This is a genomic window from Nocardia jiangxiensis NBRC 101359 (assembly GCF_000308615.1).
Lineage (GTDB): Bacteria > Actinomycetota > Actinomycetes > Mycobacteriales > Mycobacteriaceae > Nocardia > Nocardia jiangxiensis.
Genome location: NZ_BAGB01000168.1, coordinates 49,221 through 63,486, shown reverse-complemented (window position 1 = coordinate 63,486; position 14,266 = coordinate 49,221). Strand labels below are relative to the sequence as shown.

General features: G+C 67.4%; 11 protein-coding genes and 3 pseudogenes. 8 read left to right on the top strand and 6 right to left on the bottom strand.

Annotated elements, in window-relative coordinates:
* Positions 1–10 precede the first annotated feature (10 nt).
* Positions 11–408: pseudogene (locus ON40_RS55260) on the top strand (acyl-CoA dehydrogenase family protein); the annotation flags it as partial.
* Positions 409–1,381: 973 nt separating this feature from the next.
* Here ON40_RS55260 and ON40_RS41840 read toward each other — a convergent pair.
* The 6 genes and pseudogenes from ON40_RS41840 to ON40_RS41815 all read right to left on the bottom strand — a co-directional run.
* Positions 1,382–1,988: pseudogene (locus ON40_RS41840) on the bottom strand (CoA transferase subunit A); the annotation flags it as partial.
* Positions 1,985–4,009 carry an acetyl/propionyl/methylcrotonyl-CoA carboxylase subunit alpha gene (locus tag ON40_RS41835; RefSeq protein WP_040831222.1) on the bottom strand — a complete coding sequence of 675 codons (2,025 nt, stop codon included), beginning with the start codon at positions 4,007–4,009 and terminating at the stop codon, positions 1,985–1,987. The pseudogene ON40_RS41840 and the gene ON40_RS41835, both read right to left, overlap by 4 nt.
* Positions 4,010–4,013: 4 nt before the next feature.
* Complete coding sequence (locus ON40_RS41830) at positions 4,014–5,588, bottom strand: carboxyl transferase domain-containing protein (protein ID WP_040831221.1); 1,575 nt, start codon at positions 5,586–5,588, stop codon at positions 4,014–4,016.
* A 98-nt stretch (positions 5,589–5,686) separates the two neighbouring features.
* Positions 5,687–5,926: pseudogene (locus ON40_RS41825) on the bottom strand (BMC domain-containing protein); the annotation flags it as partial.
* A 67-nt stretch (positions 5,927–5,993) separates the two neighbouring features.
* On the bottom strand, positions 5,994–6,995 hold the full coding sequence (locus ON40_RS41820) for an HAD family hydrolase (RefSeq protein ID WP_051194434.1): 1,002 nt from the start codon (positions 6,993–6,995) through the stop codon (positions 5,994–5,996).
* Between the two features lie 4 nt (positions 6,996–6,999).
* A complete protein-coding gene (locus ON40_RS41815) occupies positions 7,000–7,995 on the bottom strand; it encodes a DUF7064 domain-containing protein (RefSeq protein ID WP_040831220.1) in 996 nt (331 codons plus the stop codon).
* A 271-nt stretch (positions 7,996–8,266) separates the two neighbouring features.
* Between ON40_RS41815 and ON40_RS41810 the strand changes: the two genes are divergently transcribed.
* The 7 genes from ON40_RS41810 (at position 8,267) to ON40_RS41780 (ending at position 14,218) form a co-directional block, all read left to right on the top strand.
* Positions 8,267–8,551, top strand: a complete 285-nt coding sequence (locus ON40_RS41810; protein WP_040831218.1) for a EutN/CcmL family microcompartment protein — start codon at positions 8,267–8,269, stop codon at positions 8,549–8,551.
* Between the two features lie 68 nt (positions 8,552–8,619).
* Entirely contained in the window at positions 8,620–8,943 is a 324-nt protein-coding gene (locus ON40_RS41805; protein WP_051194451.1) for a BMC domain-containing protein, read from the top strand.
* 56 nt (positions 8,944–8,999) lie between these two features.
* Positions 9,000–10,376, top strand: a complete 1,377-nt coding sequence (locus ON40_RS41800) for an aldehyde dehydrogenase family protein (RefSeq protein ID WP_040831217.1) — start codon at positions 9,000–9,002, stop codon at positions 10,374–10,376.
* Positions 10,376–11,185, top strand: a complete 810-nt coding sequence (eutJ, locus tag ON40_RS41795; protein WP_051194433.1) for an ethanolamine utilization protein EutJ — start codon at positions 10,376–10,378, stop codon at positions 11,183–11,185. The genes ON40_RS41800 and eutJ overlap by 1 nt, the downstream gene beginning before the upstream one ends.
* The gene (locus tag ON40_RS41790) at positions 11,182–11,817 is read left to right on the top strand and encodes a hypothetical protein (RefSeq protein ID WP_040831216.1); all 636 of its coding nucleotides are present in this window, start codon (positions 11,182–11,184) and stop codon (positions 11,815–11,817) included. Before eutJ ends, ON40_RS41790 begins: the two co-directional genes overlap by 4 nt.
* Positions 11,814–13,184, top strand: coding sequence for a malate dehydrogenase (locus tag ON40_RS41785; RefSeq protein ID WP_051194432.1), 1,371 nt, complete (start codon positions 11,814–11,816; stop codon positions 13,182–13,184). The genes ON40_RS41790 and ON40_RS41785 overlap by 4 nt, the downstream gene beginning before the upstream one ends.
* A complete protein-coding gene (locus tag ON40_RS41780) occupies positions 13,181–14,218 on the top strand; it encodes an alcohol dehydrogenase catalytic domain-containing protein (protein WP_040831214.1) in 1,038 nt (345 codons plus the stop codon). Before ON40_RS41785 ends, ON40_RS41780 begins: the two co-directional genes overlap by 4 nt.
* Positions 14,219–14,266 lie beyond the last annotated feature (48 nt).

Below are 14,266 nucleotides of genomic sequence, written 5' to 3'. Positions count from 1 at the left end.
ACTGAAGGATATGGCGACGAAGTTCCTCGAAGCCGAATTGCTTCCTCACCAGGACCGTTTCGCCGATCAGAAGCACGTTGATCGCGAATTCTGGCACAAGGCGGGCGAACTCGGGCTGCTGTGCGCATCAATCCCAGAGGAGTACGGCGGAGGAGGCGGCACCTTCGCCCACGACTTCGCGGTGTTCGGCGCACAATACGCGGCAACATGGTGCACAGCGGGCTGGTCGCGCACTACATCCTCACCTACGGCAGCGTGGAGCAGAAGCGGCGCTGGCTGCCTGGCATGGCCAGCGGTGCGATCGTCGGGGCCATCGCAATGACAGAACCGGGTGCCGGATCCGATCTGAAAGCGTTGCGCACCACAGCCGTTCGCGACGGTGACAACTATGTCGTCAACGGGGCGAAACCCTCATCTCCAATGGCAAGCACTGTCATGCAACATGCCACCTCGTCTAGAGTCGTGCGGATGACATGGACACCGCTGTCTCAGCGGAGTGGTGCACGTGAGCCTGACGGTCCGTTCGAGGGCGTGCCCGAACACTTGCGCGGAGTACTCCAGCGCTGGGCCGAGGACACTGCAATGAGGTTCGGCGACTCCACTCTTCAAGAGATCGTGCTTCGTGTCCGAATTCCCGCGGCTGTTGTCGGAAAGAAGATCGGCGCGTTTGAAGTCACGCTGGAGGCATTTGGCGCTGGCGAGATGATGGCCTTGGACTTCGTCGACGCTCTGTTGCACCACAGCGCAAGGCTTGAGCCGGATGCTTGGGTCACCGATGACCAACTGTCTGCACTTCGGGTGATCCTCATGGACGGCGGATCGATCTGGACCGCTTCGCCTGAAGGAGACCGGCTCGTACTGGTCGTCGACGAACACGTTGAGACGGTTTACAAAGAGGCAGTCTCGGTACAAGACGAGGCGGCCGGCGAGTTGAAGGAGGCATGGGCAAATGCCTACGGACGCAACGGGGATGCCTCCGACGCCTGGGATCATGCGATCAAGGCAGTCGAGGATGTTCTGATTCCTGTCGTGGTGCCGAACAAGGCCATTGCAAGCCTCGGAGACGTTATTGGGCAGCTCGGATCGCAGCAATCGTCGGCGGCGTGGAAGATGATGCTGCCGGGCCGCGACCAAACGCACGACGTTGAAGCGCTGGTCGGGATGCTTCGATGGCTGTGGCCCAACCACGATCGCCACGGCGGCAAAGGTCCACGGCGGACACCCTCCATACAGGAAGCCCGTATGGTCGTGACGTGTGCGGCCATGATCGTGCAATGGCATCGGCAAGGATGGATTGTCGCGAAGCGATGAGCCGCTGCTGGTACGCAATGGGTACGCAGTAGCACTACCAACTACCGTCAATCAGTTACCGCAATCAACAGCGGCCGGCCATGGCCGCGAGCGGGTTGAAGTTCAGGGCGGATTTTTCGAAGACCAGGTTGCCTTCGGTATCGCCGCGCACGGCGTGCACGAGAGCGAAATCGGCGACGATTCCGTGTTCGAGAACGTATGGGCGGCTATCGAATTCGCGAATCTCTTTGGCAGGAGACGTCACCGCGACCGCGCCGTCGGTGGTGTATTTCCAGGGCAGCCCGCCGTCGCCGACGGGGGTGCCGACTCCGGCGGGAGTGTAGAACGCCGGGATACCGGTACCGCCGGCCCGCAGACGCTCGGCGAGGGTGCCTTGGGGAATCAGTTCCACTTCCAATTCGCCGCACAGGTACTGGCGGGCGAATTCGCGGTTTTCACCGACGTAGGAGGCGGTGACTCGGGTAACTCGCTTGCTGGCGAGCAAGATTCCCAAGCCGTAGTCGTCGACGCCGCAGTTGTTGGAGAAGATTTCCAGGTCGGTGATAGCCGCGGCGGCCACCGCGGCGATTCAGGGCGTCGGGGATCCCGCACAGCCCGAAGCCCCCGACGGCCAGACTGGCGCCGGATCGGATGTCCGACACCGCCTCTGCGGTCGTGGCGACCAGCTTGCCGCTCATCTCGACACTCCTGAAGATTGACGCACATCGCTTGTGTCCACGCTGTTTTCGGTGTGGTTGATGCGGGCCAGGAGTTGGTCTACGCCCACCTGATCGCCGTCGGCGGTGAACAACTCCACGACGCCGTCGGCGGGGGCGGTGAGGGTGTGTTCCATCTTCATCGCCTCCACGACCACCAACGGAGTGCCGGCGCTCACCGGGGTGCCATAGGCCACATGGATCGCGATGACCGATCCAGGCATGGGACTGCGGATGTCGGCAGTGTGCTCAGCATCCTGCCCCTCACGCAGGGCAACATCGGCGGCGTGCCGCAGTGCCTGCATCGTCCCGGCCAGCCAGATCCAGATCGTGCCGTCGGCCTCGGCAGCCGTGTACGGCATCCGCCGACCATCCAGGATCACTGCTGCCCGGGTGGTGTCGACGTGCAGTGAGCGAGCGGTCCCGCCGCCGATGCGGACGGTGGCCTTCTTCGGAGTCCCGGTGATCGCGATCTCGACCGGGTCACCCTCGGGGATGCTCCACCGGCTGCGTACCGGGGCATCTGGCCCGATGCGCCAGCCCGCGTGGGTATCCCACGGATCATCTCCGCTCGCGCGGTGCGTGATCCAGCGATGGACCGCGGCGGCGATGAGCGTCTCGTCGCTGGGGGCGGGGGCGTGGTAGTCCTGGGCCCGGGCGTCCAGCAGAGCGGTGTCCAGGCGGCCGGCCACGACGTCCTGGTCTGTGAGCAGGTACCGCACGAAGTCGATGTTGGTGCCGACACCGGCGATGCGGGTGTCCGCGAGCGCCGAATCGAGCCGCTGGAGGGCACCGGCCCGGTCCGCGGCATAAGCGATGACTTTGGACAACATCGGGTCGTAGTCGCTGCCGACCACGGTCCCGGCAGCGAGCGAGGAGTCGACCCGGACCCCGGGGCCGATGGGTTCGTCCAGGCTCAACACACGGCCACCGGTGGGCAGGAAGCCCCGGGCGGGGTCTTCGGCATAGACGCGGGCTTCGATCGCGTGCCCGGTCAGGGTGACTTCGTCCTGCGTGAAGTCCAGGGGTTGCCCTGCGGCGATACGCACCTGCCATTCGACCAGGTCGATTCCGGTGACGAGTTCGGTGACGGGGTGTTCGACCTGGAGCCGGGTGTTCATCTCCATGAAGAAGAACTCTCCGGGACGGTCCGCGGAGACGATGAACTCCACGGTGCCCGCGCCGCGGTAGTCGACGCTGCGGGCCGTGTCGCAGGCCGCGGCGCCGATTTTCGCGCGTGTGGCGGGGTCCAGTAGCGGCGAGGGAGCCTCCTCGACGACCTTCTGGTGCCGCCGCTGCAGACTGCATTCGCGCTCGCCCAGGTGCACGACAGTGCCGTGGGCGTCGGCGAGGATCTGGACTTCGATGTGGCGGGGACGGGTGACGAATCGTTCCAGGAACAGTGTGTCGTCGCCGAACGCGGCGGCGGCTTCGCGGCGGGCGCTGATCAACGCGTCGGGAAGGGTGGCGGGCTCGGTCACCAGCCGCATCCCTTTGCCCCCGCCGCCCGCGGAGGGTTTGACCAGTACGGGGTAGCCGATATCGGTGGCTGCGGCCACGAGGTCCTCATCGGTGAGGCCGGGCCGGGCGATGCCGGGCACCACGGGAACTCCGGACTCGGTGACGGTGGTCTTGGCGGTGATCTTGTCGCCCATCACCTCGATCGCCCGGGCCGAGGGACCGATGAACACGATGCCCGCGTCCTGGCAGGCCGCGGCGAATGCGGTGTTCTCGGACAAGAATCCGTACCCGGGATGGATCGCATCCGCGCCGGTGCGGCGCGCCGCGGCGATGACGGTGTCGATGTCCAGGTAGCTCTCCCGCGCCGGTGCCGGGCCGAGTCGGACGGCGGTATCGGCGTATCGCACGTGCAATGCCTCGGCGTCGGCGTCGCTGTATACCGCGACCGAGCGAATACCCAAGCGCCGCAAGGTCTTCATCACCCGGACCGCGATCTCGCCACGGTTGGCCACCAGTACGGTGCGAATTGTCGTTGTCGTCATGGGTTCACATCCGGAAAACGCCGTAGGACACCTCGTCCAGAGGTGCGTGCATGCAGGCCGACAGGGCCAGTCCGACAACGGTTCTGGTGTCGGCCGGGTCGATCACCCCGTCGTCCCAGAGCCGGGCGGTCGAGTAATACGGGTTGCCTTGCCGTTCGTACTGCTCGCGGATCGGGGCCTTGAACGCCTCCTGATCTTCGGTTGTCCACGATTCGCCGGTGGCGTCGAGTTGGTCGCCGCGCACCGTCGCCAGCACCGAGGCCGCTTGCTCACCGCCCATCACCGAGATCCGCGCATTGGGCCACATCCACAAAAAGCGCGGTGAATACGCGCGTCCGCACATCGAATAGTTGCCCGCGCCGTACGCGCCGCCGATCACCACGGTCAGCTTCGGCACACGCGCGCACGCCACGGCGGTGACCATCTTCGCGCCGTGCTTGGCGATGCCACCGGCCTCGTAGTCGCGCCCGACCATGAATCCGGTGATGTTCTGCAGGAACAGCAGCGGGATACGGCGTTTGTCGCACAGTTCGATGAAATGTGCTCCCTTGAGCGCGGATTCGCCGAACAGGACACCGTTGTTGGCCACGATCCCGACTGGGTGGCCATGGATGTGGGCGAACGCAGTCAGCAGTGTGGTGCCGTACTCGGCTTTGAATTCGGTGAATTCACCGGCGTCGGCGAGGGTGCGCACGACCTCGCGTACGTCGTAGGGGATGCGCGGGTCGGTCGGCACGATCTCGTACAGCTCACGCTGATCGGCGATCGGGTCCCGGCTCGGGTGCCGTTCCCATTGCGCGGTAGGGCGGGGCCCGAAGGTGGCGACGATCGCTCGCACCTTGTCCAGCGCGTCGGGGTCGTCGGCGGCCAGATGGTCGGTGACGCCGGAGGTCTTGGAGTGCAGGTCGCCGCCGCCGAGTTCCTCGGCGGTGACCACTTCCCCGGTGGCGGCCTTCACCAGCGGGGGGCCACCGAGGAAGATGGTGCCCTGGTTACGGACGATGATCGCCTCGTCGCTCATCGCCGGCACGTACGCGCCGCCCGCGGTGCACGATCCGAGCACAGCGGCGATCTGCGGGATGCCGCGGGCGCTCATCGTGGCCTGGTTGTAGAAGATACGCCCGAAGTGGTCGCGGTCGGGGAACACCTCGTCCTGGCGAGGCAGGAACGCGCCGCCCGAATCGACCAGGTACAGACACGGCAGGTGGTTCTGCAGCGCGATTTCCTGGGCCCGCAGGTGTTTTTTGACGGTGGTCGGATAGTAGGTGCCGCCTTTGACGGTGGCGTCGTTGGCGACGATCACGCATTCGCGGCCCGAGACCCGGCCGATTCCGGCGATGACTCCGGCTCCCGGGCATTGGTCCTGGTACATGCCGCTAGCAGCCAGCGGCGCGATCTCGAGGAAGGCGCTGCCCGGGTCGAGCAGGCGCTCGACCCGGTCTCGCGGCAGCAGTTTGCCGCGTTCGAGGTGGCGGCGGCGAGCGGTGTCACTGCCGCCGCGGGCGGCCTGGTCGAGACGGGCATGCAGCTCTTCGACGAGTTTCTCGTGCCGGGCCCGGTTCTCGGCGGGATCGCTCACGGCGTTTTTCCTTGTGTCGTCGCCGGTGGCGACGGCGCGGTGTCCGCCTGGACCGGATCGGGAATGGCTTGGGAGAGCATCTGTTCGGTGCCGGAGTCCGGGCGCGGGATGACGTGCACCGCGAGCACGTCTCCGGTCCCCGCCGCCGCGGCGGTGCCGGCCTGGACCGCGGCCTGGACTGCGCCGACGTCACCGCGCACCATGACGGTCACATAACCGTTGCGCAGAGTGCGGTACCCGCTCAGCTCCACGTTCGCGGCTTTGACCATCGCGTCGGCGGCTTCGATGGCCGCGACCAGTCCTCGTGTTTCGATCAATCCTATTGCGCCGGAACTCATTTCCTACCTCCTATGGTCTGATCCGGTGGGCGGTGCCCGCGCGGTCGCCGATGCGGCCCGTGCGCGGTCACGACAGGACCAGCCGCATCGCGGCAAGCAGCTCGGGGTCCGTCCCGGATCGCCGGGCAGCCACAGGCGCGGTACCGGGCGTGGTCGCCGACGGGACAGGTGCCTGCACAGGGGCGACCCCCGCGCGCGACGGGGCCGCCGGCGGCGCGCTCACCGGGCTGATCTCGCCACCGGACCCGGCGGCCATGAGCTGGTGCGCGCCGCTGATGCGACGCAACACACGTGGGATCGGTGCGGTTTCTGTCACGGGCCCGGCCACAGCCCCGGCGACCGTGCAGCCGCACGCTGCGGGTGCGTGCGGCACGCCGGTGAACAGGTGCGCGAGGATCTCCTGGGGCCAGATGGCGACGAACTCGGCGCCGGCGGCGGTGAGCTGTTCGGTGGTGTGCATACCCCAGGCCACACCCACCGCCCGGATGCCCGCGCGAACCGCGGCTTCCACGTCACCGACCGTGTCGGTGACGATCACGGTGGAGGCAGGGTCTACGACGCGGGGGTTGCCCGATTCGTCGAAGTTGGCCAGACACAAGCGCCCGGTGCCCTGCGCGGCGTCGGCGAGGAACCGTTCGATGCCCTTGGCCTTGTCGGGTTCGACATCGCCGCCGAAGACGTGCCCGAAGCAGTATTCGAGCTTGTTGGCCTGCAGGATCCGGCGGATCACGGTGGTGGAGTTGGACGAGAGCACCGCCAGGGTCGCGTGCGGTACCAGCGCCTTCACCACATCGGCCATACCCGGGATCATCATCGGGTCGTAGTCGGCGATCAGACCGTCCATGAATTCGCGTTCGACCTGTGCGGCGTGCTCGGCATCGCGGCACAGCCTGCCGATCGCGACGAACAGATTGTCGGTGAGCAGGTCGAAGTACTGTGCGGGTTCGGTCACTCCGAGGCCGTGGCGGGCGCTGATCTTCTCGAACACCCGCCACGACGCCTCGCGGGTCTGCACCAGCGTGCCGTCGAGGTCGAACAGCACCGCCTGCGGCGGTGTGGGTGCGCACATGGGCTCAGGCCTTACCCGCGGCGTGGTCACTGTAGATCCGGGTCAGCTGACGTGGGCCGATGAAGTCCTGGATCTCGCCCCAGCCGCGCTGGTCGCCGTATCGCCACTCGGCCAGCACGTTGTAGCCGACCGTGCCGGGGCCGGCCTGCCACGGGAAGCTGGTGCGCCCGATGCCTTGGAGTTCGTATTCGCGTCCGTCACCGTCTACTAGTTCGAGTTCGACTGCGGTGGCGAAGAATCCGTTCCGGATCGTGCGCCCGCGCCCACTGGCCAGACCGCGCAGGGTGCCCTTGTCCAGGACGTAGCCGTGCTCGAGGCGCAGCTCGGTCGGGGCGTCGGGCCCGCCGGTGGGGTCGAAGTCGAAGATGCCGTGGAAGGCCAGGTCCTTGGAGAAGTGCGCGTGCAGCCAGCTCATGGTGTGGCCCTGGTGCTCCGAGCGCAGCCCCCAGCTGTGGTCCATGGTGGAGACGCAGTCGATCGGATATGTCTTGCCGCGCAGGGTGATCTCACCTTCGAAATGACCTGTCTGGTCGAAGTGCCCGGCATAGGCCTCGCCCCAGGCGAACACGCCGTCCTCGGCGCGGGCGGCCACGACAGGGTCCTGCTTGGGGTCGTGAATGTCGAACGGCACCGACAGCGCGGTGTACCGGAATCCCAGCGACAGATCCTCGCCGTTATCGAATTCCACGTCCCAGATGCGGTTCGGCTCGGGCGAAGACACCCGCAGGCCGTTGGCGAGCTGATAGTCGCGCAGATTACGGGGGTCGGGAATCGGCAGGTGATGCTGGGCGTCCCAGTAGTCGGCCTGCCACGGCGCCTGCACGAATCGCGAATTCGCCGCGATGGTGGAGATCGCGACACCGACATTGGGCCGGAACAGGGCGTACACGCCGACGTTCAATGTCGCTTCGGGAACGTAGAAACCGAAGAAGTTGGTTTCGGTCCAGGTCGGGTCGTTACTGGTCGGGGTGTGGAAATCCGCATCGATGTCGTCGATCATCGGTCGTCGATCCTCCTGACGTGCAGTGCTCGCGGGGAGCGGGCCGCGCGGGGTTGTGCTGCGCAGGGCCGTATCGGGTGTCGAGGCATACATTGCCCGCCCGAACGGGACCCATGCCACATCCTCCGCAGATAACCAGAGGGGGCGGAATTATCCGAGATGGATAAAGCATGAAGCTGATCTACAGCCGTACGGTCCATTCCGACGGATCGGACACCGCATCCGTCGATCACCACACCCGTTACTCGACGCAGAAAAGACGGTACGCGACATGAGACTCGCCCGAGTCGTAGGTCAGGTGGTCTCCACCGCCAAAGTGTCCGAACTCGCAGGCACCACGATTCTGCTACTGGAACCCCTCGAGAACACCGGATCGGACGATTCGATCTGTGCCGCAGTCGATCTCATCGGCGCAGGCATCGACGAGGTGGTGCTGGTGACCACCGGAAGCGCCGCTCGTGTCAGCGACGAGGCCGCGGAGTTTCCCATCGACGCCGCCATCGTCGCGATCGCCGACACGGTGGTCGTACACGGCACGGTCACCTACTCGAAATAACCCCCCCTTTTTTGCCGGTCACCGGACCGGCGGCGCTACGGCGCATCCACACACACAACGGAGGAATCATGGCCACCACTGCAAGCACGCTGCCCGCCCGCGGCGCCGGCGCTCTCGGACTCATCGAGACCAAGGGCCTGGTCGGCGCCATCGAGGCGGCCGACGCGATGGTCAAGGCCGCCAACGTGCAGCTGCTGGGGCACCGCGAGATCGGCGGAGGACTGGTGACCGTGATGGTGCGTGGCGATGTCGGCGCGGTCAAGGCCGCCACCGACGCCGGTGCCGTCGCTGCGGGCAAGGCCGGTGAGGTCGTGTCGGTCCACGTGATCCCGCGCCCGCACGACGAGACCGAGACCATCCTGTCCGCCCTGACTCGTCCCAAGGGCGCCTGAGTGCTGATGCAGCGCAATCGGTTCCACAGCGACGCATCGTTGGGAGGTAGCAGACTGTGACCACGAGTTTGGATGCCGATATCGCGGCGTTGGTCGACGTGCGCGCGAAGGTGGACGCGACCAAGCGCGCCTTCGACGCCATCGAGGGCGCCGACCAAGCGTGGCTCGATGAGATCGTGCGAGCGATGGCCAAGGCCGGGTACGCGGCCTCGGAAGAACTCGCCCGGATGGCCGTGGACGAGACAGGCTACGGCGTCTACGAGAACAAGATCATCAAGAATCGGTTCAACACCGGGTTCGTCGCGGACTGGATGCTCGAGCGTCGCGCGGTCGGGGTGCTGTGGGCGGACGAGAAGAACAAGGTCACCGCCATCGGCTCGCCGATGGGGCTGATCGCGGCGATCATCCCGGTCACCAACCCAACCGCGACGGTGCTGTTCAAGAGCTTGGCCGCGGTCAAGGCCGGCAATGCCATCGTGCACGCCCCGCACCCGCGGGCCGCACGGTGCTCGCTCAAGGCCGCCGAGATCATGGCCGAGGCAGCCCTCGCGGCCGGGGCACCCGAACATCTGGTGTCGTGCCTGCAGTACCCGACCCTGGATGCCACCCGGGAACTGATGCGGCACAAGGATGTTCGCCTGGTACTGGCCACCGGTGGTCCCGGCATGGTGGCCGCGGCCTACTCGAGCGGGAAGCCGACGATCGCGGTCGGCGCGGGCAACGTGCCAGCCTATGTCGATCGCAGTGTGCCCGACCTCGCCGAGACCGCGGTGATGATCGTGACGTCCAAGGCGTTCGACAACGGCACCGCCTGTGTGGCCGAACAGTCGGTCGTCATCGACGCACCGATCGCCGACCGGTTCGTCAGCGAACTAACCACCGCCGGCGCGGCATGGCTGAACGAGTCGCAGCAGGCAGCGCTCACTGCCGTGCTGTTCGACGAGCGCGGCGGGTTGCGGCCCAATGCGGTCGGCCAGTCCGCGCAGCGGCTAGCCCAGCTGGCCGGGTTCGCGGTCCCGGACGGGACCAAGGTGCTGGCCGCCGAACTCACCGAGGTCGGTGATCATGTGCTGCTGTCGCGGGAGATCCTGGGGCCGGTCCTGACGATCTACCGCGAGCCCGATCATGCGGCCGGGTGGCGGCGCTGCCGCGAGGTCCTGGCCCTGGGCGGTGAAGGACACACCGTGGCTGTGCACGCGAGCGACCCGGCGGTGATCGCCCGGTTCGGGCAGCTGCCCGCGGGCCGGATCGTGGTCAACACCCCGGCGCTGTTCGGTGGGATGGGGTACTCGACCAACGTCGACCCCTCGTTCCAGATCGGGACCGGCACCTGGAGCGGGTCGATCTGCTCGGACAACGTGACCCCGCTGCATCTGGTGAACATCAAACGCGTTGCGCACCAGGCGCGGCCGTGGCGGGGAGTGTTCGGCTGATGACCACGTCCACCGTCGCGCAGGTCCTGCACGAGGCCCACGACCGGATCGGATCGGTGCGCGCTGAGCGCACCGGCCGACTTCGCACCGGTGTCGACCTGGGCACAGCCACCTGCGTCATCACCGTGGTCGACGACGCGGGCACCCCGGTGTGGCTCGATTTCCACCGCACAGCGGCCGTGCGCGACGGTGTCGTGGTCGATTTCGCGGCCGCGGTCACCGCGGTGCGCGAACTCAAAGCCCGCGCGGAAAACGAACTGGGCGTCACCCTGGATTCCGCGGCCACCGCCTTTCCACCATGCGTCGGTGAGGCCGACAGCCGGGCGTGCCGGTTCGTCGTCGAAGGCGCCGGGTTCGACGAGGTGACACTGGTGGACGAGGTTTCCGCGGCCAACGCCACCCTGGCCGTCACCGACGGCGTGGTCATCGATGTCGGCGGCGGCTCCACCGGTGTCGGAGTGTTCGAGCACGGGAACCTCGTCGCCCTGGACGACCGCCCCGGTGGCGGCCATCATCTGGACCTGATCCTGGCCGGGGCCCTAGGTGTCGACCTGGCCGACGCCGAACGTCGCAAACGCGCGGCCGACGAGGATTACCTGCCGATCCTGCGGCCCGGTATCGAACGGATCGCCGCGGCGATCGGTCAGCTCACTCGCGGCGCGGAACATCTGGATCTGCATCTGGCCGGTGGCGCCTTGATGGTGCCCGGCGCGGACGCGGTCATCGGTAAATACCTGAATCGAGCGGTGCGGTGCTATCCCCACGCCCTGCTCATCACTCCATTGGGGATCGCGAGGTACGCGTCATGACAGGCAATGCAACGCTCCGCACATACGCATTCATCGACCGGATGCAGCCACAGTGCGCAGCGCACATCGCAGCCACGAGCCCGGGTGACCCGCCGCTGGCGGGCATGGCCGAGCTGTTCGTGGAGATGGCCCCGGGCAACGAGGTGTTCCGCGCCGCGGACATCGCGCTCAAAGCCGCCGGCGTACGCCCGGCGCTGCAGATCATCGAACGCGAATTCGGGCTGCTGGAAATCCATTCCGAACATCAGGCCGAGGTCCTCGCCGCCGGGGAAGCACTGCTGGCCGAACTCGGCATGAAAGAAACCGACCGGATCAAACCGGTCATCGCCTCCACCCAGTTCATCACCAACGTGCACGGCTACCAGGCACAGCTGCTGAACAAATGGCGCAAGGGCAGCCTGCTGATGCCCGGGGCGAGCCTGTTCGTCATGGAAGTCGCACCGGCGGCGTATGTGTCGCTGGCCGCCAACGAGGCCGAGAAGGCCGCCGACATCGACGTGATCGAGATCCGCGCGGTCGGCCGCTTCGGGCGACTGTTCCTGGCCGGCAGCGAAAGCGAAGTCGCCACCGCCCGCGATGCCGCGGTCGCCGCGCTCGAAGCACTCGACGGGACACAGGAGGCACGCCGATGACGGTCTTCGGAGTCGACGACGTCAACGCAGCCGCCACGTCCACCCCGGCCACACTCGTCGTGGGCCCGCGCGACATCCTCACCCCCCTGGCCCGCGAACTCGCCCGCGAACTCGACGTCACCATCGAAGTCGCCGCCCGCACCCCCGCCGCGTCCGCCCAAGCCCACGCAGACTCAACCCGCACCGCACCGGCACCCATGACCGGTAGCAGGCATCCCGCGCCCTGGACACGAGCCGCAGCCCGCGCGAACGCCGCCGCGGCACCGACCGTGGCGCGTTCGGACTGGTCGCTGCAGGCACCACCGGGATATCTGGACCCGCCCTCCCCCGCACTACATCGGCGCGGCGCACCGCTGAACCCGGCTGTGGCGCCCGAACGCCTCACCGGCGCCGGGACCTCGATTACCGGTCCCACCGGCAAACTCGTGCACCGTGTCGTCGTCGTCGGTGCCGGACACGTCGGAATGATCACCGCGATGAAACTCGCCGAAGCCGACCTCATCGAGGAGGTCGTGCTGGTCGACATCGCCGACGGCCTGGCCGCGGGAATAGCGCTGGATCTGACGCATTCGGCCGCGCTGGCCGGGTTCAGCACCACCATCCGCGGCGTCACCTCGCTGGACGAGGCCGGGGTCGCCGACTATGTGGTCATCACCGCCGGGCGAGCCCGCCAGCCCGGAATGAGCCGCACCGACCTGGTCACGGTCAACGCCGGCATCGTCGGCCCGCTGGCCCGCCGCGCCGCACAGATCTCACCGCAAACGGTCCTGCTGATCGTGACCAACCCGCTCGACGAGATGACCCACCACGCCTGGCAGGCTTCCGGACTACCGCCCGAACGCGTCCTGGGCATGGCCGGTGTCCTGGACAGCGCACGCTTCCAGGCTCTGACCGCATTGACCGCGGGCACCGCCCCGGCGACGGTGGCCGCGATGGCACTGGGCAGCCACGGCGAGGAAATGGTGATCCCGCTCTCGCAAGCCACGATCGGTGCCACGCCGATGTCCGAGCAGGTCGAACCGGCCGCACTGGCGGCGTTGGTGGACCGTGCCCGCAACTCCGGCGCGGAGGTCGTGGGCCTGCTCAAGTCCGGAAGCGCGTTCTTCGCGCCGGGCGCCTCGGCCGCGCGCATGGTGCTCGCGATGGCCACCGATTCCCCCGACCTGATCACCGCGACGGTCCGGCCCTGGGGCCAGTACGGCATCGACGGCACCTACGTCGGATTGCCTGTTCGCTTGGGCCGCGGCGGCGTGCGTGAGGTCGTCGAACTCGCGCTCACCGACACCGAACTCGCCGCGCTACGCACAGCAGCGGCCCGGATCAGTGCCCGCGTCGCCGAGCTGGACACAGCGACGGTGAACGCATGAGAGCCGTCGTGTTCACCGATCGCAACAGCGTGCAGGTCACCGAAGTGCCCGACCCGCGGCTGATCGACCCGACCGACGCCCTGGTGCGCGTGCGGCGCGCCGCGATCTGCGGCACCGACCTGCACACCATCGCGCACCCCGATCACCTGCCACCCGGCACTGTCCTGGGCCACGAATACACCGGCGACATCGTGGCCCTCGGCTCCGCGGTGCAGCGCTTCGCAGTAGGTGAGCGCGTCAGCGGCGCAGACTTCACCGCGTGTGGCACCTGCTGGTGGTGCCGCTCGGCCCAGCACTGGCAGTGCACGGCCCGCAAATTCTTCGGCACCGGAACCACATTCGGTCCCGCACTGGCAGGAGCACAGGCCGAACTGGTCCGCGTGCCGTTCGCCGACACCGTGCTCGCCCCGATCCCGGACGACCTCACCTACGACGCAGCACTGTTCTTCGGAGACGTGCTCGCCACCGGCTTCGCCGCCTTCCAACGGGCCGCCACACGTCCCGGTGACACCGTCGTCGTCATCGGCGGCGGCCCCGTGGGCCAGCTGGCCAGCCTGTGCGCTCAAGCGTGCGGTGCCGGTCCGGTGGTGCTGGTCGAACCGGTCCAGCAGCGACGCGACATCGCCGAAGCACACGGCGCGGTCACCGCCACCCCGGACACCGCACGGTCGGTCGTGCACGCGCTGAGCGACGGCCACGGCGCAGACGCCGTCCTGGAAGCCGTCGGTGGCCCTGTCGGTCTGGACACCGCGTTCGGTCTGGTCCGGGCCGGCGGCACGATCGTCTCGGTCGGAGTCCACGCCCAGCCCAGCTATCCGCTTCCGGTCGCCCGTGCGTTCACCAACGAGCTCACGGTGCGGTTCGCGGTCGGTGACGCCATGCGTGACCGGGACCGGCTCACCGGCCTCGTGCGTTCCGGTGCGATCGATCCGACGGTCATCATCGATCGCCGTGCGCCCCTGGAGGATGCGCCCGCCGCCTACGCCGACATGCGGGAGCGACGTAGCCTGAAGGCCGTACTCGACATCGGTTGACAGATCATGAGCATGCGATAACCGAATAGTTCGCCGGTGAGCACCCCC

Excerpts from the sequence above, each read along its gene's own strand:
- ON40_RS41835 (WP_040831222.1), bottom strand. The coding sequence starts at position 4,009 with ATGACGACAACGACAATTCGCACCGTACTGGTGGCCAACCGTGGCGAG.
- ON40_RS41820 (WP_051194434.1), bottom strand. The coding sequence starts at position 6,995 with ATGTGCGCACCCACACCGCCGCAGGCGGTGCTGTTCGACCTCGACGGC.
- ON40_RS41815 (WP_040831220.1), bottom strand. The coding sequence starts at position 7,995 with ATGATCGACGACATCGATGCGGATTTCCACACCCCGACCAGTAACGAC.
- ON40_RS41810 (WP_040831218.1), top strand. The coding sequence starts at position 8,267 with ATGAGACTCGCCCGAGTCGTAGGTCAGGTGGTCTCCACCGCCAAAGTG.
- ON40_RS41805 (WP_051194451.1), top strand. The coding sequence starts at position 8,620 with ATGGCCACCACTGCAAGCACGCTGCCCGCCCGCGGCGCCGGCGCTCTC.
- eutJ (WP_051194433.1), top strand. The coding sequence starts at position 10,376 with ATGACCACGTCCACCGTCGCGCAGGTCCTGCACGAGGCCCACGACCGG.
- ON40_RS41790 (WP_040831216.1), top strand. The coding sequence starts at position 11,182 with ATGACAGGCAATGCAACGCTCCGCACATACGCATTCATCGACCGGATG.
- ON40_RS41785 (WP_051194432.1), top strand. The coding sequence starts at position 11,814 with ATGACGGTCTTCGGAGTCGACGACGTCAACGCAGCCGCCACGTCCACC.
- ON40_RS41780 (WP_040831214.1), top strand. The coding sequence starts at position 13,181 with ATGAGAGCCGTCGTGTTCACCGATCGCAACAGCGTGCAGGTCACCGAA.